The 25,135-nt window shown below is 66.9% G+C and carries 22 protein-coding genes; 21 read left to right on the forward strand and 1 reads right to left on the reverse strand.

The features are described from left to right. Positions 1 to 92 precede the first annotated feature (92 nt). The 13 genes from ACK5M9_RS02505 (at position 93) to proB (ending at position 15,400) form a co-directional block, all read left to right on the forward strand. Positions 93 to 794 carry a transglycosylase family protein gene (locus tag ACK5M9_RS02505; protein WP_416891625.1) on the forward strand — a complete coding sequence of 234 codons (702 nt, stop codon included), beginning with the start codon at positions 93 to 95 and terminating at the stop codon, positions 792 to 794. Between the two features lie 169 nt (positions 795 to 963). Then, positions 964 to 2,232 (forward strand): saccharopine dehydrogenase family protein, encoded by a 1,269-nt coding sequence (locus tag ACK5M9_RS02510; RefSeq protein ID WP_416891626.1) that lies wholly within the window; start codon positions 964 to 966, stop codon positions 2,230 to 2,232. Between the two features lie 108 nt (positions 2,233 to 2,340). After that, positions 2,341 to 2,934: a DUF937 domain-containing protein gene (locus tag ACK5M9_RS02515; RefSeq protein WP_416891627.1), complete on the forward strand. Its 594-nt coding sequence runs from the start codon at positions 2,341 to 2,343 to the stop codon at positions 2,932 to 2,934. Between the two features lie 81 nt (positions 2,935 to 3,015). Beyond that, entirely contained in the window at positions 3,016 to 3,597 is a 582-nt protein-coding gene (locus ACK5M9_RS02520; RefSeq protein ID WP_416891628.1) for a LysM peptidoglycan-binding domain-containing protein, read from the forward strand. A 152-nt stretch (positions 3,598 to 3,749) separates the two neighbouring features. After that, the gene (locus ACK5M9_RS02525; RefSeq protein WP_416891646.1) at positions 3,750 to 6,353 is read left to right on the forward strand and encodes a valine--tRNA ligase; all 2,604 of its coding nucleotides are present in this window, start codon (positions 3,750 to 3,752) and stop codon (positions 6,351 to 6,353) included. Positions 6,354 to 6,361: 8 nt separating this feature from the next. Continuing rightward, positions 6,362 to 7,807 carry a bifunctional tetrahydrofolate synthase/dihydrofolate synthase gene (gene folC / locus ACK5M9_RS02530; protein WP_416891629.1) on the forward strand — a complete coding sequence of 482 codons (1,446 nt, stop codon included), beginning with the start codon at positions 6,362 to 6,364 and terminating at the stop codon, positions 7,805 to 7,807. A gap of 50 nt (positions 7,808 to 7,857) precedes the next feature. Beyond that, entirely contained in the window at positions 7,858 to 8,196 is a 339-nt protein-coding gene (locus tag ACK5M9_RS02535) for a DUF4233 domain-containing protein (protein ID WP_416891647.1), read from the forward strand. Next, on the forward strand, positions 8,193 to 8,603 hold the full coding sequence (gene ndk, locus ACK5M9_RS02540; protein ID WP_416891630.1) for a nucleoside-diphosphate kinase: 411 nt from the start codon (positions 8,193 to 8,195) through the stop codon (positions 8,601 to 8,603). The genes ACK5M9_RS02535 and ndk overlap by 4 nt, the downstream gene beginning before the upstream one ends. A 319-nt stretch (positions 8,604 to 8,922) precedes the next feature. Continuing rightward, positions 8,923 to 11,982: an Rne/Rng family ribonuclease gene (locus tag ACK5M9_RS02545; protein ID WP_416891631.1), complete on the forward strand. Its 3,060-nt coding sequence runs from the start codon at positions 8,923 to 8,925 to the stop codon at positions 11,980 to 11,982. 209 nt (positions 11,983 to 12,191) lie between these two features. Then, the gene (rplU, locus tag ACK5M9_RS02550; protein ID WP_416891632.1) at positions 12,192 to 12,503 is read left to right on the forward strand and encodes a 50S ribosomal protein L21; all 312 of its coding nucleotides are present in this window, start codon (positions 12,192 to 12,194) and stop codon (positions 12,501 to 12,503) included. A gap of 15 nt (positions 12,504 to 12,518) precedes the next feature. Then, positions 12,519 to 12,785: a 50S ribosomal protein L27 gene (rpmA, locus tag ACK5M9_RS02555; RefSeq protein WP_416891633.1), complete on the forward strand. Its 267-nt coding sequence runs from the start codon at positions 12,519 to 12,521 to the stop codon at positions 12,783 to 12,785. 57 nt (positions 12,786 to 12,842) lie between these two features. Beyond that, on the forward strand, positions 12,843 to 14,297 hold the full coding sequence (gene obgE / locus ACK5M9_RS02560; protein ID WP_416891634.1) for a GTPase ObgE: 1,455 nt from the start codon (positions 12,843 to 12,845) through the stop codon (positions 14,295 to 14,297). Beyond that, the gene (gene proB, locus ACK5M9_RS02565; RefSeq protein WP_416891635.1) at positions 14,294 to 15,400 is read left to right on the forward strand and encodes a glutamate 5-kinase; all 1,107 of its coding nucleotides are present in this window, start codon (positions 14,294 to 14,296) and stop codon (positions 15,398 to 15,400) included. Before obgE ends, proB begins: the two co-directional genes overlap by 4 nt. Positions 15,401 to 15,402: 2 nt before the next feature. Here proB and ACK5M9_RS02570 read toward each other — a convergent pair whose 3' ends face one another. Continuing rightward, the gene (locus ACK5M9_RS02570) at positions 15,403 to 16,047 is read right to left on the reverse strand and encodes a TetR/AcrR family transcriptional regulator (protein WP_416891636.1); all 645 of its coding nucleotides are present in this window, start codon (positions 16,045 to 16,047) and stop codon (positions 15,403 to 15,405) included. A gap of 80 nt (positions 16,048 to 16,127) precedes the next feature. Between ACK5M9_RS02570 and trxA the strand changes: the two genes are divergently transcribed. The 8 genes from trxA to ACK5M9_RS02610 form a co-directional block, all read left to right on the forward strand. After that, positions 16,128 to 16,499, forward strand: coding sequence for a thioredoxin (trxA, locus tag ACK5M9_RS02575; protein WP_416891637.1), 372 nt, complete (start codon positions 16,128 to 16,130; stop codon positions 16,497 to 16,499). A gap of 72 nt (positions 16,500 to 16,571) precedes the next feature. After that, positions 16,572 to 16,802: a FitA-like ribbon-helix-helix domain-containing protein gene (locus ACK5M9_RS02580; RefSeq protein ID WP_416891638.1), complete on the forward strand. Its 231-nt coding sequence runs from the start codon at positions 16,572 to 16,574 to the stop codon at positions 16,800 to 16,802. Positions 16,803 to 16,812: 10 nt separating this feature from the next. Continuing rightward, a complete protein-coding gene (locus tag ACK5M9_RS02585; protein ID WP_416891639.1) occupies positions 16,813 to 17,217 on the forward strand; it encodes a type II toxin-antitoxin system VapC family toxin in 405 nt (134 codons plus the stop codon). A gap of 185 nt (positions 17,218 to 17,402) precedes the next feature. Then, positions 17,403 to 19,463, forward strand: coding sequence for an NAD(+) synthase (locus ACK5M9_RS02590; RefSeq protein ID WP_416891640.1), 2,061 nt, complete (start codon positions 17,403 to 17,405; stop codon positions 19,461 to 19,463). A gap of 96 nt (positions 19,464 to 19,559) precedes the next feature. Then, the gene (locus ACK5M9_RS02595; protein ID WP_416891648.1) at positions 19,560 to 21,755 is read left to right on the forward strand and encodes an adenylate/guanylate cyclase domain-containing protein; all 2,196 of its coding nucleotides are present in this window, start codon (positions 19,560 to 19,562) and stop codon (positions 21,753 to 21,755) included. Next, on the forward strand, positions 21,752 to 23,170 hold the full coding sequence (locus tag ACK5M9_RS02600; protein ID WP_416891641.1) for a mechanosensitive ion channel domain-containing protein: 1,419 nt from the start codon (positions 21,752 to 21,754) through the stop codon (positions 23,168 to 23,170). Before ACK5M9_RS02595 ends, ACK5M9_RS02600 begins: the two co-directional genes overlap by 4 nt. 31 nt (positions 23,171 to 23,201) lie before the next feature. Next, positions 23,202 to 24,482: a glutamate-5-semialdehyde dehydrogenase gene (locus tag ACK5M9_RS02605; RefSeq protein WP_416891642.1), complete on the forward strand. Its 1,281-nt coding sequence runs from the start codon at positions 23,202 to 23,204 to the stop codon at positions 24,480 to 24,482. A gap of 27 nt (positions 24,483 to 24,509) precedes the next feature. Continuing rightward, positions 24,510 to 25,135, forward strand: a 626-nt coding sequence (locus ACK5M9_RS02610; protein WP_416891643.1) for an AAA family ATPase, incomplete at its 3' end; no start/stop codon positions are given.

Consider the following 25,135-nt stretch of genomic DNA (forward strand, 5'->3'; position numbering starts at 1 on the left):
GCACCGCGCACTGCTGCGTCGTTGACGTACCAAGTACCACCCAACCCGCATCTGCTGGGTTGCCCGCAGCGCGCGAAACGAAAGGAAGAACGTTGGAGAACGTCCGCAACAAGCTCATGGTCGCCGCGATCACCGGCGCACTCTTGACCCTGCCGGGCACCGCCATTGCCTACGCAGATGGTCCGGAAGTCGACACGAACGCGGCTCCAGGCATTGACCCGAACGTTCCGGACGTGAACGCCGGGGATTCCGACGCGCAGGCTTCAGACGAGCCGATGGACTTCGACCTTCCCGCGGTCGACGAGGTTCCCGAGCCGGTGGCCTTCGACGAGGCGCTGGCCGACGAAGCTGTGGCCGACGAGGCGCTGGCCGACGAGGCTCTGGCTGACGAGGCCGCTGCTGCCGACGAAGCCGTGGCCGACGAAGCCGTGGCTGACGAGGCTCTGGCTGACGAGGCCGCTGCTGCCGACGAAGCCGTGGCCGACGAGGCTCTGGCCGATGAGGCGCTGGCCGACGAAGCCGTGGCCGACGAGGCTCCGGCGCCGGCCGCTCCGGTGCGGGCCTACAGCGTGAACTGGGACGCGATCGCGCAGTGCGAGTCCGGCGGCAACTGGGCGATCAACACCGGCAACGGGTACTACGGCGGCTTGCAGTTTACCCCCGGCACCTGGCACGCCAACGGCGGATCGGGTTCGGCCTCGGCCGCCAGCCGCGAGGAGCAGATCCGGGTGGCCGAGAACGTGCTGCGCACGCAGGGAATCGGCGCCTGGCCGGTCTGCGGCCGCCGCGGCTGACCGCCTCGGTAGCGCCACACCGCGCACATCAACGACGAAGCGTCGGGCTTGAGGCCCGGCGCTTCGTCGCGTCCGGGGGCTGGGGGGTGCCAAACAGGTCGTTTCACGATCGGTAGCGGTGAACTCTCGGCGCCTCGCTCACCGTGCTCGCCGGAGTAGCCTCGTTCGGGTGACCGAGACGCCGCGCGAATTCGACATCATCCTCTACGGTGCGACAAGCTTTGTGGGCAAGCTGACCGCCGAATACCTTGCCCGGGCCGCCGGGGATGCGCGGATCGCCCTGGCCGGCCGGTCGATGGATCGCCTGCACTCGGTGCGCCAAGCCCTGGGGGCTTCAGCGCAGTCCTGGCCGCTGGTGCTCGCCGACGCCAGCGACCGCGCGTCGCTCGATGAGATGGCCGCCCGCACCCGGGTCGTGGTCACCACCGTGGGCCCCTACACCCGATACGGGGAACCGCTGGTGGCCGCATGCGCGGCGGCAGGCACCGACTACGCCGACCTGACCGGTGAGGCGAACTTCGTCCGCGAAAGCATCGAGACCTACCACAAACAGGCCGTCGACACCGGAGCCCGCATCGTGCACGCCTGCGGTTTCGATTCGATTCCATCAGACCTGACCGTATTCGCACTGCATCGCGCCATCGAGCGCGACGGCGCCGGTGAGCTGGGAGCAACCGATCTGGTGGTGCGGTCGATGCGGGGTGGTGCTTCGGGCGGCACCATCGCCTCGGTGCTGGAAGTGCTGCGCACCGCGTCCTCCGATCCCGATGCCCGTCGTCACATGCTCGACCCGTACACACTCAGCGGGGACCGTGCCGCGGAGCCCGAACTGGGTTCGCAGCCCGACCTGCCATTGCGTCGCGGGCGGAAGATCGCGCCCGAGCTGGACGGCGTGTGGACCGCGGGATTCCTGATGGCGCCCTACAACACCCGCATTGTGCGCCGCAGCAACGCCCTGCTCGGCTGGGCCTACGGACGCCGCTTCCGCTACACCGAGTCGATGAGCGTGGGTTCGTCGCCGCTGGCCCCGTTGACATCGGCGGTCGTGACCGGCGTCGGCAGCGTGATTTTCGGACTGGGGAGCCGCTATTTCCATCGGATTCCGCAGGGGTTGGTGCAGCGGATTGTGCCCAAGCCGGGGTCCGGCCCGAGCGCCGCGGCTCGTGAGCGCGGCTACTACAAGATCGAGACCTACACCGCCGCGACGTCCGGTGTGCGCTATGTGGCCCGGATGGAGCAGCGGGGCGACCCCGGCTACCAGGCGACCTCGGTCCTGCTGGGGGAGTGTGGTCTCGCCTTGGCGAAAGACCGCGACACGCTCTCTGAGCTGCGCGGGGTGCTGACTCCCGCGGCGGCGATGGGCGATGCGCTGCTCGCGCGATTCCCGGCAGCCGGAGTCACCTTGACGGCGGAGCGGTTGACCCCACCGGGGCAATAAAGGGCCGATTTCCGGCGAAGGGTGTTGGTCGGAGCAGTTGGCGGCTACTGTCTGAAACTAGTCCCACGACCCGTTCAGTAGCATTTCATCGACGTAAGGTAGAAAGCAATGGCCGAGCTAGCAGACCTGTTCGCACAGATTCCGACGGCGGATATCGCGGCAAAACTGGGTGCAGACGAAGGCGAAGTCGGCCAGACGATCCAGACCCTGGTTCCGGTGCTGCTCAGCGGGTTGCAGGAGAATTCGCAAGATTCCGATTTTGCCAGCACAATCGCGACAGCCGCCGCCGGTCAGGCCGCCAAGGGCCTACTGGACGCCGGAGGCCTGGGAAACCTCGATGAGGCCTTTGGGCTCGAAGCCGTCTCGACCCTGTTCGGCGGCAAGGACACCGACCAGGTTGCCTCGGCGCTGGCCGGCGGAGGAGTCGGCAGTGCCGTTCTGGTCAAGCAATTGCTGCCGGTCGTGCTGCCCATAGTGTTGGCGTACGTCGGAAAGCACCTTGCAGGTAATGCGGCTCCAGCGGGGGCCGGTGTCTCGCAGCAGAGTGCTTCCGGCGGGGCCCTGGGTGAGGTTCTGGGCAGTATCCTCGGCGGTGGCGGCAACAACAACGCGCTCGGTGGGATCCTGGGCAGCGTGCTGGGCGGCAACAAGGGCGGTGCCCTGGGCAGCATCCTCGGTGGCCTGCTCGGAGGAAAGAAATAGTCGCATCGGCGCCGCGGAGTTCCGGCGCATCAGTTTCTACGGCCGATGTCGGCCGCCAATTTTGTGACCGAAAGGAAAATCATGTCAGACACGCTTGACGCAGGGCAGAAGCTGGTTCGGGGAGAGTCGCTGGTCTCCAACAACGGTGCTTACAGCCTGACCTTGCAGGACGACGGCAACCTGGTGCTCGCCTGCTGGGGCAAGCCACTGTGGTCCACCGCGACCAATGGTCAGGACGTGGTGCGCGCCGAAGTGCAGAAGGACGGCAACTTCGTGCTTTACACCGCCGACAAGCCGGTGTGGCACACCGACACCAAGGGTAAGAAGAATGTCCGGCTCGTGCTGCAGGATGACCGCAACCTGGTGCTCTATGCCGCCGGCGGTCCGGCCTGGTCCACCAAGACCGAGACCGACGGCCCGCCGCCGCCCAACCCCAACGCCGACGGCGACGCCAAGACCGGGGCTGGTTCCGTCGACAGCGCGGTCTCAGGCGACCCGTCCGAGCCCGCCGCGCAGACGTACACCGTCGTCTCCGGCGACACCCTGTTTGCCATCGCCGAACGCTTCTACGGTGACGGCAATAAGTACCAGGCGATCGCGGATGCCAGTGGCATCCCGAATCCCGACCTGATCGATCCGGGGCAGGTGCTGACGATTCCCTGATCCCGGGCGGAGGCCGGAGGCCGGAGGCCGTGGGCAGGCGTCACCGCAGACCACGGCCCTTGCGCAGCGGTGCGGCCGGCGGTTCCTAGAATTGTCTGGTGACCGCCAGCCGCGCCGACGATCAGCTCCCCAAATCGTGGGATCCATTCGCGATGGAGCCCGCGATCTATCAGCGGTGGCTGGACGCGGGCTACTTCACCGCGGACCCGCGCAGCGCCAAGCCGGGGTACTGCATCGTGCTGCCGCCGCCGAACGTCACCGGCACCCTGCACATGGGTCATGCGCTGGAACACACCATGATGGATGCGCTGACCAGACGCACACGCATGCAGGGCTACGAAGTTCTGTGGCAGCCGGGCATGGACCACGCCGGTATCGCCACCCAGAGCGTGGTGGAAAAGCAACTCGCTGCGAACGGGCAGGCCAAAGAGGATCTTGGCCGTGAGTCGTTCATCGAGAAAGTCTGGGACTGGAAACGGGAGTCCGGGGGTGCGATCGGCGCTCAGATGCGGCGCCTCGGTGACGGTGTCGACTGGGGCCGCGACCGATTCACCATGGACGAGGGCCTTTCCCGGGCGGTCCGGACCATCTTCAAACGTCTCTTCGATGCCGGGCTGATCTATCGGGCGGAGCGGCTGGTCAACTGGTCGCCGGTGCTGGGAACCGCGATCTCCGACCTCGAGGTCAACTACCGGGAAACCGAAGGCGAGCTGGTGTCGTTCCGCTACGGCGCCCTCGACGATTCGCAGCCGCACATCGTGGTTGCCACCACCCGGGTCGAGACGATGCTCGGCGACACTGCGATCGCGGTGCACCCCGACGACGAACGCTACCGCCGGCTTGTCGGAACCACCTTGCCGCACCCGTTCGTCGACCGCGACATGATCATCGTCGCCGACGAACACGTCGATCCCGAATTCGGCACCGGCGCAGTCAAAGTCACACCTGCGCATGACCCGAATGACTTCGAGATCGGTATTCGCCACCGGCTTCCGATGCCCTCGATCATGGACACCGCCGGGCGAATATCGCAGACCGGAACTCAATTCGACGGCATGGACCGGGTCGACGCGCGCGTCGCGGTCCGCGAGGCACTGGCGGCCCAGGGCCGGGTGGTCGAGGAGAAACGGCCCTACCTGCACAGTGTCGGGCACTCCGAACGCAGCGGCGAGCCCATCGAACCCCGGCTGTCTCTGCAGTGGTGGGTCCGGGTGGAATCGCTGGCCAAGGCTGCGGGCGACGCGGTTCGCAACGGGGACACCGTGATCCATCCGGGGAGCCTGGAACCCCGCTGGTTCGACTGGGTCGACGACATGCACGACTGGTGCATCTCGAGGCAGCTGTGGTGGGGGCATCGCATCCCGATCTGGTACGGGCCCGATGGCGAGACCGAGTGTGTCGGCCCGGACGAGACGCCCCCGGACGGCTGGCGCCAGGACCCCGATGTGCTGGACACCTGGTTTTCCTCGGCGCTGTGGCCGTTCTCCACGCTCGGCTGGCCGTCGAAGACCGCCGAGCTGGAAAAGTTCTATCCGACGAGCGTTCTGGTCACCGGCTACGACATTCTCTTCTTCTGGGTCGCCCGAATGATGATGTTCGGCGCCTTCGCCGGCGCCGACGACGCCATCACCCTCGATGGCCGTCGCGGCCCGCAGGTGCCGTTCACCGATGTGTTCCTGCACGGGCTGATTCGCGACGAGTCCGGCCGGAAGATGAGCAAATCCAAGGGCAACGTCGTCGACCCGCTGGACTGGATCGACACCTTTGGGGCCGACGCGCTGCGTTTTACCCTGGCCCGCGGCGCCAATCCCGGCGGCGACCTTGCCATCGGCGAGGATGCCGTGCGCGCCTCGCGCAACTTCGGCACCAAGCTGTTCAACGCGACCCGCTACGCATTGATCAACGGTGCCGAGTTGGCGCCACTTCCGCCGCTCGAGCAGTTGACCGATGCTGATCGCTGGATTCTGGGTAGGCTGGAACAGGTTCGGGCCGAAGTGGATTCGGCGCTCCAGGACTTCGAGTTCAGCCGAGCCTGTGAGGCGCTCTACCATTTCGCGTGGGATGAATTCTGCGACTGGTACCTTGAGCTCGCCAAAACACAGCTCGCGCAAGGTGATACCCATACCACCGTCGTGCTGGCGGCGGGGTTGGACACGCTATTGCGACTGCTGCACCCGGTGATGCCCTTCATCACCGAGGTATTGTGGCAGGCTCTCGGCGGCCCGAATGGTGATCCGGTGTCGCTGGTGATAGCCGAGTGGCCGGCGCCATCGGGAATCGGCATGGACCAACGTGCCACACAACGGATTACCGATATGCAGAAGCTGGTGACCGAAGTGCGTCGTTTCCGCAGCGACCAGGGCCTGGCCGACCGGCAGAAGGTGCCGGCCAGGTTGGCCGGGGCCGACGAGGCCGATCTGAATACTCACGTATCTGCTGCGAGGTCGCTGGCGTGGCTCACCGAGCCGGATGCGGATTTTCGTGCGTCGGCGTCACTGGAGGTGCGACTGAGCGCCGCAACGGTATTGGTGGAGTTGGACACCTCGGGCACCATCGACGTGTCCGCTGAACGGCGCCGTCTGGAAAAGGACCTGGCGGCCGCGGAGAAGGAACTGGCGTCGACAGCCGCGAAGTTGGCCAACGCCGACTTCCTGGCGAAGGCGCCGGATGCCGTCGTCGCCAAGATCCGGGACCGCCGGCAACTGGCGCAGGAGGAGTCCACCCGGATCGCGGCCCGGCTGGCCGCACTGCGATGAGCTTCGAAATGACCGCCGGTTCAGCCGATTTGCCCGAACATGTTGCCGACACGGCACCCACTCCCGACGAGATCGCGGCGCTGTGGCAGGTGGAACACCTGCTCGACCAGCGCTGGCCGGAGACCCGCATCGAGCCGAGCCTGACCCGTATTGCGGCGTTGATGGATCTGCTCGGTTCACCGCAGCTCAGCTACCCGTCGATCCACATCGCCGGCACCAACGGCAAGACGTCGGTGGCCCGGATGGTCGACGCCCTGCTCACCGCCTTGCAGATGCGGACCGGGCGGACAACCAGCCCGCACCTGCAGTCCGCGGTCGAGCGCATCTCGATCGACGGCACGCCGCTGAGCCCGGCGCGCTACGTGGAGGTCTACCACGAGATCGAGCCGTTCGTGCAGCTGGTCGACGCGCAGTCGCAGGACGCCGGTGGTCCGGCCATGAGCAAGTTCGAGGTCCTCACCGCGATGGCATTCGCGGCGTTCGCGGACGCACCTGTCGACGTCGCGGTGGTCGAGACGGGCATGGGGGGGCGTTGGGACGCCACCAATGTGCTCAATGCACCGGTCGCGGTGGTGACCCCGATCGGCGTCGATCATGTGGACTACCTCGGTGCGGACATCGCCGGGATCGCCGCGGAGAAGGCGGGCATCATCGCCGGCGCCCGCGACGGCGCACCCGACACCGTCGCCATCATCGGGCAGCAGGTTCCCGAGGCCATGGAGGTGCTGCTGACGCAGGTGGTGCGCGCCGATGCCGCTGTGGCCCGGGAAGATTCGGAGTTCGCGGTGCTGGACAGACGGGTGGCGGTCGGCGGGCAGGTGTTGGACCTGCAGGGCCTGGGCGGGGTGTACCCGGAGATCTACCTGCCGCTGCACGGCGGGCACCAGGCCCACAACGCGGCCCTGGCCCTGGCCGCGGTCGAAGCATTTTTCGGTGCGGGCGCCCAGCGGCAGCTCGACGTGGACGCTGTACGTGCCGGGTTCGCCGCCGTCACCAGCCCCGGACGTCTGGAACGCATGCGCAGTGCGCCCACGGTGTTCATCGATGCCGCCCACAATCCGGCCGGCGCGGCCGCGCTTGCGCAGACGCTGGCCGACGAGTTCGATTTCAGGACCCTGATCGGGGTGATCGGCGTGCTGACAGACAAGGACGTCGACGGCATCCTCGCGTCGCTGGAACCGGTGCTGGATGCGGTGGTGGTCACCCACAACGGGTCACCGCGGGCACTGGACGTCGAGACGCTGACGCTGGCAGCACAGCAACGGTTCGGGCCCGACCGGGTGATCGCCGCGGCAAACATGGGCGATGCCATCGACGCGGCGACCGCGCTCGCGGACACCGCCGCTCTGGAGGAAGGGGTGGAAGCCGACATGTCCGGTATCGGAATCGTGGTCACCGGCTCGGTGGTCACCGCCGGAGCCGCTCGCTCGCTGTTCGGTCGTGATCCGCAGTGAACGACGAACAGCCCGCCGGGTCCGACCCTTGGAAGAGCTTCGCCGGGGTGATGGCGGCGACGTTGATACTGGAGGCGATCGTCGTGTTGCTGGCCATACCGGTGGTGGGCGTGGTCGGTGGCGGCTGGGGCACGGCGTCCCTGGGTTATCTGGTGGGACTTGCCGTGCTGTTGGTGGCGTTGGCCGGGATCCAACGCAGGTCGTGGGCGATTTGGGCCAACCTGGGTGTGCAGCCGGCGCTGGTGGCGGGTTTCCTGGTTCACCCGGCTGTCGGGTTCATCGGGTTGCTGTTCACCGGGGTGTGGTTGCTGATCGCCTATCTGCGCGCCGAGGTGCGGCGGCGCCTCGGTTTGGGCATCGACCGCGGGCCATCTACTCTGGGCCGGTGACCGAACGGACCCTCGTATTGATCAAGCCCGACGGGGTACAACGCCGGTTGGTCGGCGAGATCCTGCGCCGCATCGAGCGCAAGGGCCTCACCCTCGCGGCGCTGGAACTGCGGACCGTCAGCGACGACTTGGCGCGCCGTCATTACGCCGAGCATGACGGTAAGCCATTCTTCGGGTCGCTGCTGGAATTCATCACCTCGGGCCCGGTTGTTGCGGTGGTCGTGGAGGGGGCGCGGGCCGTCACGGCGTTCCGGCAGCTCGCCGGGGGGACCGATCCGGTGGACAAGGCCACGCCGGGCACTATCCGGGGTGATTTCGGCCTGGAAACGCAGTCCAATCTGGTCCACGGCTCCGATTCCGCGGAATCGGCGCAGCGCGAGATAGCGCTCTGGTTTCCGAGCCTCTAACCGGCAACCGGAGTGCCCTTCCGGGCTGATTGACTCAGCGGTGGGTGACCTCGTTGAGCGATGTGGGATACTGACTGTCAGGTGAACGTCGTCGAACGGCGCCGGTCACCCGAATGAAGGCTTTGACAAGCGCGACCATCGGCAGTCCGTGATGCGACGCAGCATGTCAGGACCTCATTGAGCACGGCGCCGAGTGGGTCCGAGGTGGGCCGCTCGGGGCGAGACCATCACAAGTCCGGGAGAAGTGAGCCGGACCCATAGCGAAGCCCTCGCGCGGCCGCGTCGATAGTCGACGCGCCCGGGGGCTTAAGGAGAATACGTGGTAGACGATGTCCCAACTTCAGACCCGGCAAACGAGCCGACTCCGCCCGGCGAACTGCCGGAACGCCTGAGGGTTCATTCGCTCGCGCGAACACTCGGCACCACCAGCAAGAGGGTTCTTGACGCCCTGGCCGGGCTCGACGGCCGAACCCGCAGCGCTCACTCCAGCGTGGACCAGGCCGATGCCGTCCGCGTGCGGGATTTACTTGCGGCTCAGCCGGAGACCCCCGCAGACGATGCTGCCGCAGCCGGCCCCGGAAACGGTGGAGCCGCTTCGTCGCCCGAAGAACCCGAATCCCGGCTGATCCTTGAGACCGGGGCTGCGGGGGGAGCGGAAGGGGCGGACCGCCCGCATTACATGCCGCTGTTCGTGGCGCCGCAGCCGATGTCCGAGCGCGCTCCGATCGCCGGCACCGCCGACGATTCCGCCGAGGGTTCCGACGACGAGGACAGGCCGGGAGCGGACGACGACGAACAAGCAGACCCTCCGGCCAACAAGCGACGTCGCCGGGGCCGCCGCGGGCGTGGCCGTGGACGTGGTGACCAGGGAGGCGCCGAGGCCGGCTCAGACGATCAATCAGACGATCGGAACGGCGAATCCGCACCGGCAGGCGAACAGCGCACCGGCGACGCCGACGATTCCAGCCGGGGCTCGGCTTCCGGTAGCTCCGGCGACGGCGACGACAATGGCGAGGACGGCGCGGGCTCCGACGACGCCGGCACCCGTCGCCGGCGCCGGCGCAGACGACGCAAATCCGGGTCGGGGGAAGACGGGGACGACGCGCCCTCGCCCGACGACCCGCCCAACACCGTGGTGCACGAGCGCGCGCCACGCACTGGCGGGAAGCAACAGGCGCGGAACAAGGGAACCGATTCCGGCGAGATCAAGGGCATTGACGGCTCGACCCGGCTGGAAGCCAAGCGGCAGCGTCGGCGGGACGGACGCGATGCTGGCCGGCGCCGGCCGCCGGTGCTCAGCGAGGCGGAATTTCTCGCCCGTCGTGAGGCCGTCGAACGGGTGATGGTGGTGCGCGACCGCGTCCGCACCGAACCGCCGCACCCCGGCGCGCGCTACACCCAGATCGCGGTACTCGAAGACGGAATCATGGTCGAGCATTTCGTCACCTCCGCGGCATCGGCATCGCTCGTCGGCAACATCTACCTCGGCATCGTGCAGAACGTGTTGCCGTCGATGGAGGCAGCGTTCGTCGACATCGGCCGCGGGCGCAACGGCGTGCTCTATGCCGGCGAAGTGAACTGGCAGGCCGCCGGCCTGGGTGGGGCCGACCGCAAGATCGAGCAGGCCCTCAAACCCGGCGACTACGTCGTGGTGCAGGTGAGCAAAGACCCCGTCGGACACAAGGGCGCACGCCTGACCACCCAGGTTTCACTGGCCGGACGCTTCCTGGTCTACGTGCCCGGCGCGTCGTCCACCGGCATCAGCCGCAAGCTGCCCGACACCGAACGCCAGCGCCTCAAGGAGATCCTGCGTGAAGTGGTCCCGGCCGACGCCGGCGTCATCATCCGCACCGCGTCCGAAGGCGTCAAAGAGGACGATATCCGGGGTGACGTCGACCGGTTACGGCAACGGTGGAACGAGGTCGAGGCCGAGGCGGCGGAGACCAGGAAGAAGGCGGCCGGTACCCCGGTCGCGCTGTACGAAGAGCCCCATGTCCTGGTCAAGGTGATCCGGGACCTGTTCAACGAAGACTTCTCCGGGTTGATCGTCTCCGGCGACCAGGCCTGGGAGACGATCAACACTTACGTGAGTTCCGTTGCCCCAGAACTGGTTTCGAAGCTGAAGAAATACGAGCCCGCCGGTGAGAACGGTCCGGACGTGTTCGCCGTACACCGTATCGACGAACAACTGGCCAAGGCGATGGACCGCAAGGTCTGGCTACCCTCCGGCGGCACCCTGGTGATCGACCGGACCGAGGCGATGACGGTGATCGACGTCAACACCGGGAAGTTCACCGGGTCCGGCGGCAACCTCGAACAGACGGTCACCAAGAACAATCTGGAGGCGGCCGAGGAGCTGGTGCGCCAACTCCGGTTGCGTGACATCGGAGGCATCGTTGTCGTCGACTTCATCGACATGGTGCTCGAGTCCAACCGCGACCTGGTGCTGCGCCGGCTGACCGAGTGCCTGGGCCGCGACCGAACCCGGCACCAGGTGTCCGAGGTGACCTCGCTGGGACTGGTGCAGTTGACTCGGAAACGTCTGGGTACCGGGTTGATCGAGGCGTTCTCGACTTCGTGTCCCGATTGCGCGGGCCGGGGTCTGCTGCTGCACGGAGATCCGGTGGATTCGGCCCCTGCCGCCGGGCGCAAATCGGAGGGCGGCGGCCGGCGCAACAGGCGGTCGAGGAAGAACCGGTCCGAAGAATCCGCCGAGAAGGCTGTCGTGGCAAAGGTGCCGGTCCGTACCCCGGGCGAGCACCCCATGTTCAAGGCGATGGCCGCCGGTGGGTCTTCGCGCGACGACGAATCGGGCGACTCCGGCGAGGAACCCGGCGGCGAGGACGACGAGAATGCGGCGGCCGCACTCGCCGCCCAGGACGACGCACAGGTCACTGTTCGTCGGGAGTCCGGGGACGCAGGGAAGGGGTCCGGCCGCGACGAGCAGGACGACGACAACGATCTCGACGACGAGGACGACGAGGACGACGAGGACGACGAGGACCTCGACGACGACGTCCTTGCCGACGACGAGGACTTCGATGACGATGACTCCGATGACGAGGACTCCGATGACGAGGACTCCGATAGCGAGGACGATCTCGACGACGAGGACTCCGATGACGAGGACGATCTCGGCGACGAGGACTCCGATGACGAGGACGATCTCGGCGACGAGGACGATCTCGACGACGAGGACGATCTCGACGACGAGGACGACGAGGACGACGAGGACGACGAGGACGACGAGGACGCCGGCGATGGTGCCGACGAGGGCGCGGCGGCATCCGCGACGCGCGTCGGGCCGGTTTCTTTCGCCGGGTTCCGTCGCCGGCGCGCGGCGGGGCGGCCGGCGGGCCCGCCGATCCACCTGGACTAGGTTGTGCGGGGCATGTCGCAGGGACCCGGTTTGACCCTGTAGCCGCTGGCCACGTACCCTTGGACAGTTGTCGTCAGGCTGTGCAGACGCTGGCGGGCGACGGCGGGCCGCACCGGCCCGCACCAAGACCACCCACCGCGCACCGGGTTGGTACGCGCCCGAGTGCGACGGTAGACGGTAGACGGCCACGAGAAGGGGCAGGAGCAACGATGGCGACCTACGCAATCGTCAAGACCGGCGGTAAGCAGTACAAGGTTGCCGAAGGTGACGTCCTCAAGGTCGAGAAGCTGGAATCCGAACCCGGCTCCAAGGTGTCACTGCCGGTCGCGCTGGTCGTGGACGGCGCCAAAGTCACCACCGATGCCAAGGCGCTGGCCAAGGTCGCGGTCACCGGCGAGGTGCTCGAGCACACTAAGGGACCCAAGATCCGTATCCACAAGTTCAAGAACAAGACCGGCTACCACAAGCGTCAGGGGCACCGTCAGCAGTTGACGGTCCTGAAGGTCACCGGCATCAAGTAGTAGGGGCGAGAAGACATGGCACACAAGAAGGGCGCTTCCAGCTCACGCAACGGTCGTGACTCCAACGCTCAGCGGTTGGGTGTCAAGCGGTTCGGCGGTCAGGTCGTTCAAGCCGGGGAGATCCTGGTGCGCCAGCGCGGCACCAAGTTCCACCCGGGCGTCGACGTCGGTCGCGGCGGCGACGACACTCTCTTCGCCAAGGCGGCGGGTGCGGTCCGGTTCGGCGTCAAGGGCGGTCGCAAGACCGTCAACATCGTTGCCGCGGGGCAGAGCTCCGACTGACTGCCCCGGGCGTGCGCGGACCACTAGCGCATCCGTGATCGATTGAGGGGAAGCCCGATGCCTCGATTCGTCGATCGGGTTGTCATCCACGCTCGCGCGGGTTCCGGCGGCAACGGCTGCGCGTCGGTCCACCGGGAGAAATTCAAGCCGCTCGGCGGTCCCGACGGCGGTAACGGCGGTCGTGGCGGCAGCATCGTCTTCGTCGTCGACCCGCAGGTGCACACCCTGCTGGACTTTCATTTCCGTCCGCATGTCACCGCGCCGTCGGGCAAGCAGGGGATGGGGGGCAACCGCGACGGTGCCGCCGGGGCCGACCTGGAACTCAGGGTTCCCGACGGCACCGTGGTGCTGGACGGCAACGGCCGGATACTCGCCGACCTGGTCGGGATCGGCACCCGCTTCGAGGCCGCCGCAGGCGGGCGGGGCGGCCTGGGCAATGCCGCGCTGGCGTCGAGGGCCCGCAAAGCTCCCGGTTTCGCCCTGCTCGGTGAGCCGGGCCAAGCTTGTGACCTGACCCTGGAACTCAAAACCGTGGCCGACGTTGGACTGGTCGGCTTTCCTTCGGCGGGAAAGTCTTCGCTGGTCTCGGTGATCTCGGCGGCCAAGCCCAAGATCGCCGACTACCCGTTCACCACGCTGGTGCCTAACCTCGGTGTCGTTTCGGCCGGCGAATACTCCTTCACCGTCGCCGATGTGCCCGGCCTGATCCCGGGTGCGTCGCAGGGCCGTGGTCTGGGCTTGGACTTCCTGCGGCACATCGAGCGCTGCGCGGTGCTGGCCCATGTGGTGGATTGCGCCACCGCGGAGCCCGGACGCGACCCGATCTCCGACATCGATGCGCTGGAGGCGGAGCTGGCGGCCTACACACCCACCCTGCAGGGGGATCCCGTGCTGGGTGACCTGGCCGAACGGCCACGGGTGGTGGTGCTGAACAAGATTGATGTGACCGAGGCCCGAGAAATGGCAGAGTTCGTCTTCGATGAGGTCACGCGGCGCGGGTGGCCGGTGTTCATGGTGTCGACGGCAACCCGGGAGGGCTTGCAGCCGTTGGTCTTCGGGCTGTGGCAGATGGTTTCGGAGAGCAGGGAATCTCGCCCGCCGGCGGTGGCCCGGCGACCCGTCATCCGGCCGGTTCCGGTGGATGACAGCGGTTTCGCCGTGGAACCCGACGGACATGGCGGCTTTCTGGTCACCGGTGCCCGGCCCGAACGCTGGATCGGTCAGACCAATTTCGACAACGACGAGGCCGTCGGATACCTGGCCGACCGGCTGGCACGCCTGGGTGTCGAGGACGAACTGCTTCGTCAGGGGGCACACCCCGGTTGCGCGGTGACTATCGGCGACATGACCTTCGACTGGGAGCCGCAAACCCCGGCGGGCGTAGACGTGCTGCTGACCGGGCGGGGGACCGATGTCCGGCTGGAACGCAGCGACCGGGTCGGTGCCGCCGAACGCAAGGTCGCCCGCAAGCAACGACGCGAGCGGGATCCGTCGGTAGGTGAACGATCGTGACCGGTACCCACCGCGAAGCCATCCGGGTCGCACGCAGCGTCGTCGTCAAGGTCGGCACCACGGCGCTCACCACCGAGTCGGGCATGTTCGATGTCAGCCGGCTGGCCGCTCTCGCCGAGGCGATCGAGGCGCGCATGCGAATGGGCTCCGACGTGGTCATCGTGTCGTCGGGTGCCATCGCCGCCGGTATCGAACCGCTGGGGTTATCCCGTCGGCCAAAGGATCTGGCGACCAAGCAGGCCGCGGCCAGTGTCGGCCAGGTTGCGCTGGTCAACTCGTGGAGTACTGCGTTCGCGCGCTATGGCCGTACCGTCGGACAGGTGCTGCTGAGCGCACACGACATTTCGTTGCGTGTACAGCACAACAACGCCCAGCGGACGCTGGACAGGCTGCGGGCACTGCACGCGGTGGCTATCGTCAACGAGAACGACACGGTGGCCACCAATGAAATTCGGTTCGGTGACAACGACCGGCTGTCGGCTCTGGTTGCCCACCTCGTGGGTGCCGAAGCGCTGATCCTGCTGTCGGATATCGACGGCCTGTACGATGCCGACCCGCGAAAGGTACAGGGCGCAAGGTTTATTCGAGAGGTGACCGGGCCGCAGGACCTGGATGGCGTGGTGGCCGGTAGCAGTAGCCACCTGGGCACCGGCGGTATGGCCTCGAAGCTGTCGTCGGCACTGCTGGCAGCCGATGCCGGAGTGCCCGTATTGTTGGCCCCGGCCGCCGATGCCGCGACCGCCCTCACCGACGCCTCGGTCGGGACGGTGTTTGTGCCGGGTGCAGAGCGGATGTCGGCGCGCCGGTTCTGGATGCGCTATGCCGCCGAATCCTCCGGGTCATTGACCTTGGATGCCGGTGCCGTCAAAGCGGTTGTGCGGCAACGGCGTTCTCTGCTTTCCGCGGGAATCACCGCGGTGTCGGGGAAGTTCCTCGGCGGTGATGTCGTGGAGTTGTGCGGACCCGACGCTGTGGTCGTGGCCCGGGGGGTTGTCGCCTATGACGCGGCCGAGCTTGTCCGAATCATGGGGCGGTCAAGTTCGGAGTTGTCAGCGGAGTTTCGCCGCCCCGCGGTGCACGCCGACGACCTGGTGGCCGTGTAGTCCTACCGGACCGGCTTCAGATATAATGCGCCCCAAATGACTTCAACCAGCGTGCTGGCCAGCTCGGGGTCGAATTCGGGTGGCCGCGCCGGCAAGTTCTGCTGGCATGTGCGCTCCACCATCCAGGTCAGTGCGCTGGCGGTGGTGGCCGGGGGGAGTTCGCGGCGGATCGAGCCGTCTTCCTGTCCTTCCTGGATGACGCTGGTTACCCGGTCGATGATGGCGCCCAACAGATCGCGGTAGGCCTGTGCCGTTGCGGGGTCGTAGCCCGACGCCTCGTCGAGTGCGATGAGCACGGCCTGGTGGCGGCGGTAGCCCGCGATGATCCCGGACACCGCGGCGTGCACATCCGCGCGATCGTGGCGCCAGGCCACATCCCACCAACGTTTTCCGCCGGCAGCCAGATCGGCGAATGCCTCGTCTGCGAGCCGGCGCAGGAGGTGACCCTTGTCTTCGAAGTAGAGATAGAAGCTGGCCCGGGAGATGCCGGCCTCGGTCGCCAGGCGATCGACGCTGAGTTCGGTGAACCTGGTGCCGTCGTTCATCAGGTGCTCGGTGGCCTCCACCAGCCGGCGTTCCATCTGCTGTTGGCGGTGTTGGTCCGCGTTGCCGCGATGGTCCTGGGGCTTGCGAGTCGCGGCCGGCATCCGCCGAGCATATCGGGCCGCATTCGGGCCGGCCTGCCCGTCCCGGGAACAACCTGTGCGCGATCGTCGTTACCGGTGGCGTGACTACCCGTGATCTCACCGCAGCGCAGTTCAACGAGGCCATCGCCGAAAACGAGATGGTGTTGCTGGACTTCTGGGCGTCCTGGTGCGGCCCCTGCCGGGCGTTCGCGCCGACGTTCAAAGCAGCCTCCGAACAGCATCCCGACGTCGTGTTTGCCAAGGTCGATACGGAGGCCGAACAGGAACTGGCGGCCGCCGCCCAGATCCGATCCATTCCCACGCTGATGGCCTTCAAGAAGGGCAAACTGCTGTTCAACCAGGCCGGCGCGCTGCCCGCGGCGGCGCTGGAGGATCTGGTGCAGCAGCTCAAGGCCTACGACGTGGAAGCTGCGGAGGCCGAAGCCGCCGACGCGGACGTCACCGAGGTCTAGGTGACCGGCGTCTGAGTTGCCGACGAGCAAGTGGCACATGCGCATGCCATGCGCATGTGCTGCTTTGTGGTCGTGGCCGTTGCGATTCAGATCAAAGATGTCCCCGAAGAAGTTCGCGACGCACTGGCGGACCGCGCCGAGGCGCGCGGTCAGTCCACCCAAACGTACCTGCGATCACTGCTGGAACGGGAGTATCAGGCGGGGCGTAATCGGCAGGTCTTGGAGGCGTTGGCCGGCCATCGCAGCCTCACCATGACAGCCGAGGAGGTAGCGACCGTCATCCGCGCCGACCGCGACGGGTGAGTTCCCTCCGGTGATCGTGGTGGACGCAGGCGTGCTGGTCTTGGCGCTCACGAGCGGTACTCCGGAAGGCGACGCGGCGCGCGCAGCCCTGAATGGCGACGACGGCTGGCTCGCCCCGGCCCATATGCCGGGCGAGGTGCTACGCAACCTGCACAAGGCCGTACTGCGCAAGCAATTGGAACCTGACGACGCCGAGGCCGCTGCGGACGCCGTCACCGCACTCGCCATTGAATACCTGCTTCCTGATGCACTGCTCCTGCGCACCGTCTGGGCCTGGCGGCACCGCATCTCGATCTACGACGGACTGTATGTCGCTGTCGCCGTCGAACACTCTGCCGCGGTGGTTACCGTCGACAGGCGCTTGGCCAGTGCAACTGATCAGCTCGGTATACCGGTCTCGATCACTCTGCTCTAGGTCCGCCGGAGATACCGGCGTACACGACTCGCGAGCGGGGAGATTCCCGCCTTGCATCAAGCCTGGCCTGCCGGTGCCGCAAACGTCACCTGCTCAAGACCCCCCACCATTTTCAGTCGAGCTCGGCCGGCCGGGGAGACCCACCGATGCGAATCCTGGGCCATACGGGTGAGAATAGATGCACGATGCGCCAGCACAGGGACTTCTACAACGCCTACCGGCACGGGTTGGTGCGCGTCGCGGCATGTACCCACCACACCACCCTCGGGGACCCGGCGACCAATGCCACCTCGGTTCTGAGCCTGGCGCGCCAATGTCACAACGACGGTGTGGCGCTGGCGGTATTTCCCGAGCTGACGCTCTCGGGTTACTCGATCGAGGACATCCTGCTGCAGGACACCCTGCTCGACGCTGTCGAGAACACGCTTGCGGAGCTGGTGGGCGCCTCGGCGGACCTGCTGCCGGTACTGGTGGTGGGGGCGCCCCTGCGGCATCGGCACCGCGTCTACAACTGCGCGGTCGTCGTGCACCGGGGCACTGTGCTCGGTGTGGTCCCCAAGTCGTATCTGCCGACGTACCGGGAATTCTATGAGAATCGCCAGCTGGCGCCCGGAGACGCCGAACGCGGAGTTATCCGGATAGCCGGTGCCCCCGGGATCGAAGCCCCCTTCGGCCCGGACCTGCTGTTCGCTGCTTTGGACGTGCCCGGCTTCGTGCTGCACGTGGAGATCTGCGAGGACATGTTCGTACCGCTGCCGCCCAGCGCCGAGGCGGCACTGGCCGGCGCGACGGTGCTGGCAAACCTGTCGGGCAGCCCCATCACCGTGGGCCGCGCGGAGGATCGAGCGCTGCTGGCCCGCTCAGCGTCGGCGCGATGCATCGCGGCCTATGTCTACGCGGCCGCCGGGGAAGGCGAGTCGACTACCGACCTGGCCTGGGACGGCCAGACGATGATCTGGGACAACGGTGCGCTGCTCGCGGAATCCGAGCGCTTCCCGAAAGGGCACCGACGATCCGTCGCCGATGTCGACGTCGAGATGCTTCGCTCCGAACGGCGGCAACGGGGGACGTTCGACGACAACCGGCGCCATCACCGGTCCGTGACGGATGCGTTCCGGCACATCGAATTCCGGCTGGACCCGCCCGATGGCGATATCGGACTGCGCCGCACAGTCGAGCGCTTTCCCTTCGTGCCGGCCGACCCGCAACGGCTGCGACAGGATTGCTACGAGGCCTACAACATCCAGGTGTCCGGCTTGGAGCAGCGGCTGCGCGCGCTGAACTATCCCAAGGTCGTCATCGGCGTGTCCGGCGGATTGGACTCGACGCACGCCCTGATCGTCGCCGCGCGCGCGATGGACCGCGAAGGCCGGCCGCGCAGCGATATCCTGGCTTTCACGCTGCCGGGTTTCGCGACGGGTGACCGCACCAAGAACAATGCGATCACCTTGTCGCGGGCGTTGGGCGTGACGTTGGAAGAGATCGACATCCGCCCGACGGCCACATTGATGCTCGACGAAATGGGGCATCCGTTCTCCCGTGGCGAGCAGGTCTACGACGTCACGTTCGAGAACGTCCAGGCCGGCCTGCGCACCGACTACCTTTTCCGGTTGGCCAATCAGCGCGACGGGATCGTGCTGGGCACCGGCGATCTATCCGAATTGGGGCTCGGCTGGTCGACTTATGGTGTGGGCGACCAGATGTCGCACTACAACGTCAATGCCGGGGTGCCCAAGACGCTGATTCAGCACTTGATTCGTTGGGTCATGTCCTCCGGAGAGTTCGACGAACAGGTCGGGGAAGTGCTGCGGTCGGTGCTGGACACCGAGATAACGCCCGAACTGGTGCCTACCGGAGACGAGGAACTGCAGAGCAGCGAGGCGAAGGTGGGTCCGTTTGCGCTGCAGGATTTCTCACTGTTCTACGTACTTCGCTACGGATTCCGGCCCTCCAAGATCGCATTCCTGGCCTTCCATGCGTTCAGCGACGCCGGCCGCGGCAACTGGCCTCCCGGCTTCCCCGCGGACAAGCGTCCGGCCTATTCGCTGGGGCAGATCCGGCACTGGCTGCAGGAGTTCGTGCAACGGTTCTATGCCTTCAGTCAGTTCAAACGCTCTGCCTTGCCCAACGGTCCCAAGGTTTCCCACGGTGGGGCACTGTCGCCCCGGGGCGATTGGCGCGCACCCTCGGACATGTCGGCGCGAATCTGGCTCGACGAGATCGAGCACGAGGTGCCCGACGGGTAGTCCGTGTCACCGTCGGGTGGAGTCCCGAATACGGGATGGCGTCGGTTTTCCAGCGTGGCCGATAGCCGCGGCTTTCGCGAGTTAGGGTGCAGCGTGTTGACATCGGACGAGGCACCAGCGCCGGCATCAGCGCCGGTACCGGAGGCGCACGGCGCTCCGGCCCACAAGCGCGCCCGTCGGCGGCTGCCCAGGTCGCGTTTCCGCATCAGCATCCAGTCCAAGATCCTGATAGCGCTGTTGCTTTCCAGCATTCTGTCGGTGGCGGTGATCGCCTACATCTGCGCGGTTACCGGTCGCAACACTCTGCGTGAGGTCGAGTCGGAGAGGCTGATCGAGCTGCGTCAAACCCAGACGCGGCAGATCGAGTCCCTGTTCCGACGCTTGACGAATTCCCTGATTGTCTACAGCGCGGACACCACACTCGACGAAGCCGTGGTGGCGTTCAGCGTGGGCTTCGACCGACTCGCCGACGCGAGCATCACACCCGTCCAGCAGAACTCGATCGTCGACTACTACCGGAACCAGATGATCGACCCGATCGAACGGCTGACCGGGGAAAAAATCGATCTCAACGCCGTTCTGCCGAAAGGCAATGCGCAAAGGTACCTTCAGGCGCACTACACAGCGCCTCGGGCAGCCGATGCGGACCCGGTCGCCGATGCCGGCGATGGCAGCGTGTGGTCATCGGCCGATGCCCGGGTCGGCCGCTATCTGCACCAAATCGTCAAGTATTTCGACTATCAGGATGTGCTGCTGCTGGATACCGATGGCAATGTCGTCTACTCGGTGGACAAGGGCCCGGACCTCGGCACCAACATCCTGACCGGGCCCTACCGCGAATCCAATCTGCATGACGCGTACCAGAAGGCGCTGCGGTCCAACGACCTCTCCTTCGTGTGGATCACCGACTTCCAGTCGTACCAGCCGCAACTCGCCGCACCGACGGCGTGGGCGGTGTCGCCCATCGGCGTCGACGGCAAGATCACCGGGGTGATGGCGCTTCCGGTGCCGATCTCCAAGATCAACAACATCATGACGGCCAGGAAGCACTGGGAATCGGCCGGCATGGGGAAGGCCACCGAGACCTATCTGGTGGGGCCCGATCACCTGATGCGCTCGGACTCGCGGCTCTTCCTGGAGGACCCCCAGCGCTACCGGACCGAGGTGATCGCCGCGGGAACGGCGCCCTCGGTCGCGGATCGGGCCATCAGGCTGGGCGGAACCATTCTGGTGCAGCCGGTCGAGAACGCCGGGGTGCGGGCCGCCCAGCGCGGCGAGCTCGGGGTGTCGAGCTCCACCGACTACACCGGATCCAGGGAACTGGAAGCCTATGGTCCGCTGGACATTCCGAATTCGGACCTGCACTGGTCGGTGCTGGCAACCCGCGACGATTCCGCCGCATTCGAGCGGATCGGGAAGTTCAGCAAGACGCTGACCATCGCCGTGGCGGTGATCGTCTTCCTCATCTGCCTCGCGTCGATGCTGATCTCGCAGGCCGCGATGCGACCTCTGCGCCGGCTCGAAAAGGGTGTGCACCGGGTCGGTTCGGGTGACTATGACGTCGATATCCCGGTCCGGTCGCGAGACGAAATCGGCGATCTGACACATGCGTTCAACGAGATGAGCAGGAGTCTGGCGATCAACCGGGAGCTGCTCGACGAGCAGCGCAAAGAGAACGATCGGATGCTGCTGGCGCTGATGCCGGAATCGGTCGTGCAGCGCTATCGCGGGGGCGAGTCCACTATCGCACAGAAGCATCAGGATGTCGCGGTAGTCTTCGCCGATATTGTTGGGCTGGACGAGGTTTCCGCCGACATGTCCGGAGACGAACTGGTCGGAGTCATCGATGAGTTGTTTTCTCAATTCGATTCGGCAGCCACGGCCTGTGGGGTGGAGCGGATTCGCACCTTTCACAACGGATACCTCGCCAGCTGCGGAGTTGTCACACCCCGACTGGACAGCATTCATCGAAGCGTCGAGTTCGCCCTCGATATCAGCCGCGTCATCGAACGCCTCAACAGCCGCGGCCGCCACCGATTGGGGCTGCGGGTCGGCATCACCACCGGAAACGTCGTCAGCGGGCTGGCGGGGCAATCCGGCCTAGCCTTCGATATGTGGGGCTCCGCGGTAAGCCTGGCATACCAGATGCACAGCAGTGCAACACAGCCCGGAATATTCGTCTCACCCGGGGTATACGAGGCGATGCGTGACTCACGTCAATTCACCGCTGCCGGCACGGTTTCCGTCGACGGCGCCGAACAGACGATCTACCGGCTGTCGGAGCGCCGATGACCGTCGTCCACTCCTCCTGGTTCCACTGGGCTGTCGTTGTGATGATCGGATTTCCGCTTGCGCTGATCCTGCTGACCGAGCTGCACCACCACCTGCTGCGTCGCGACAAACGGCTGGCCCGCGAAGTGGGCCTACTGCGCAACTACCTGGTGCCGCTCGGCGTGCTCCTGCTGCTGCTGGTCAAGGCGTCACAGATTTCGGCCGGCACCACCGGGGTGCGGATCCTGACCACTCTGTTCGGCTTCGGTGTGCTGATGCTGCTGCTGTCCGGGCTGAACACCACGGTGTTCCAAGGAGCCCCGGAAAACAGTTGGCGCAAGCGAATCCCGACGATCTTCGTCGATGTCGGCCGCTTCGGGCTGATCGGGGCGGGTCTGGCCGTGATCCTGTCCATGGTCTGGGGGGTGCGGGTCGGCGGGGTCTTCACCGCGCTGGGCGTGACCTCGGTCGTCATCGGGCTGATGCTGCAGAACTCGGTCGGCCAGATCGTCTCGGGGCTGTTCATGCTTTTCGAGCAGCCCTTCCGGATCAACGACTGGCTGGACACCCAGACGGCGCGCGGACGAGTCACCGAGGTGAACTGGCGGGCCGTGCACATCCAGACCGGCGGCGGACTGCGGATCATGCCGAACTCGGTGCTGGCGACCACGGCGTTCACCAACCTCAGCCGCCCCGCCGGGCCGCACAAATGCTCGGTCACCACCACATTCGCCAAAGAGGACTCCCCGGACCAGGTGTGCGCGATGCTGTCGCGCGTCGCGGAGTCGTTGCCGCTGATCCGGCCCGGCAGCACCTCCACCTCGGTTGCGTTGGGCGGCGGTGAGTACCGCACCACCGTTTCGGTGGACTCGCCCGCTGACGAGGGAGCAACCCAGGCAACGTTCCTGCGCTGGGTTTGGTACGCCGCTCGCCGCCACGATCTCCACCTGGACGGCGCAGACGATTCGTTCTCAACGCCCGAACGGGTCTACCGAGCCCTGCGAACGGTGGTTGCGACCGGACTGCGTCTGACCCTTGCCGACCAGGAGCTGCTGGCCCCCTATGCCAGGCTTGCAAGGTTCGGCAGCGGTGAAATCGTGCAGTATGCGGCGGTGGTGCCCGCGGTGGTGACGTTCATCGTCTCGGGCACGCTGCAGCTGACCGTGACCGACGACGCCGGCAGCGTGGTGCCGGTCGGCACCCTCCGCGGGGGTTCATTCATCGGTATCACCGCGCTGACGCGCCAGCCCAACCTGGCGGGCGCCTACGCCCTGGAGGAAGTGACGGTGCTGGAGATCGACCGCGAACATATCGAGAAGATCGTGATGGAACGCCCGGCGCTCCTCAAAGACCTCGGCAGGCTCATCGAGGAGCGGCAGAGCAAGGCGCAACGGGCGATTCACCGGGAACGCTCGGCTGACCCGGTGCGGGCGTAGCCAATCCGGGCAGGCCCGATACCCTGGGGCAATGAGTCTGCACGCGCCATCCCGCAGCGGGGCGAGCCACCGCCAGCAGCCCGACCTGCGCCAAGAGGTGCACGACGCCGCCCGGCGCGCCCGGGTGGCCGCCCGCGTGCTGGCCATCACCCCCACCGCGGTCAAGGACCGCGCGCTGCACGCAGCCGCCGACGAGATCCTGGCCGGTGCCGACACGATTCTGGCTGCCAACGCCGCCGACGTCGATGCCGCGCGGGCAGCCGGCACCCCCGCCGCCATGCTCGACCGGCTGGCGCTCAACCCGCAGCGCATCGACGGTATTGCCGCGGGGCTGCGACAGGTCGCCGGCCTGCCCGACCCGGTGGGTGAGGTGCTGCGCGGGTACACCCTGCCCAACGGTCTGCAACTGCGCCAGCAGCGGGTGCCGCTGGGTGTGGTCGGCATGATCTACGAGGGCCGCCCGAACGTCACCGTGGACGCCTTCGGGCTTACCCTCAAATCCGGCAACGCCGCTCTGCTGCGCGGCAGCTCCTCGGCCGCCAACTCCAATCGAGCCCTGGTTTCGGTGCTGCGCAGCGCCCTGGTCGGCCAGGAGTTGCCGGCAGACGCGGTTTCGCTGTTGTCCTCTGCCGACCGGGTCACCGTCACCCACCTGATCCAGGCGCGCGGCCTGGTCGACGTCGCGATTCCGCGTGGCGGAGCGGGGCTGATCGACGCGGTGGTGCGCGACGCCCAGATACCCACCATCGAGACCGGTGTCGGCAACTGCCACGTCTACGTGCACGGGGCCGCGGACCTCGACGTCGCCGAGCGCGTCCTGCTCAACTCCAAGACCCGCCGGCCCAGCGTGTGCAACGCCGCGGAGACCCTACTGGTAGACACCGCCATCGCGGGCACGGCGATGCCGCGGCTGCTGGACGCGCTGCACGCCGCGGGCGTCACCGTGCACCTGGACGCGGGCGAAGACGACCTGCGCCGGGAGTATCTGGGGATGGACATCGCCGTCGCGGTGGTCGACGGCGTCGACGGCGCCATCGAGCACATCAACGAATTCGGCACCGGCCACACCGAAGCCATCGTCACCACCGATCTGGCGGCGGCCCAGCGGTTCACCGAACAGGTCGACGCCGCCGCGGTGATGGTCAACGCCTCCACGGCGTTCACCGACGGCGAGCAATTCGGCTTCGGCGCCGAGATCGGCATATCCACCCAGAAGCTGCATGCCCGCGGGCCGATGGGGCTGCCGGAACTGACGTCGAGCAAATGGATCGTGTGGGGATCGTCCGAGACCGGCCACACCCGCCCGGTCTGACCGGGCAAGTACCAGGAGAATCCGATCGTGAGCCTGCCCGCCCGCCCCGCACCACTGTTCGCCGACATCCCCGACGTTTCACGAAGGCTGGCCGAGACCGGCTACCTGCCCGACACCGCGACCGCAACGGCGGTGTTCCTGGCCGACCGACTGGAAAAGCCGCTGTTGGTGGAGGGTCCGGCCGGCGTCGGCAAGACCGAGCTGGCCCGGGCAGTCGCGCAGGCGACGGGTTCTGGCCTGGTCCGGCTGCAGTGCTACGAGGGCGTCGACGAGGCCCGCGCGTGGTATGAGTGGAACCACGCCAAGCAGATCCTGCGCATCCAGGCCGGCTCGGGCGACTGGCAGGCGACCAAGGACGACGTGTTCAGCGAGGAGTTCCTGCTGCAGCGCCCCCTGCTGACGGCGATCCGGCGCACCGAGCCGACCGTGTTGCTGATCGACGAGACCGACAAGGCCGATATCGAGATCGAGGGCCTGCTGCTGGAGGTGCTGTCCGACTTCGCGGTGACCGTGCCCGAACTCGGCACCATCGCCGCGACCCGCAAGCCGCTGGTGGTGTTGACCTCCAACGCCACCCGCGAGCTGTCCGAGGCCCTGAAGCGGCGGTGTCTGTTCCTGCACATCGACTTCCCGACACCGGAGCTGGAGCGCCG

The sequence above is a fragment of the Mycobacterium sp. genome (assembly GCF_047975165.1).
Lineage (GTDB): Bacteria > Actinomycetota > Actinomycetes > Mycobacteriales > Mycobacteriaceae > Mycobacterium.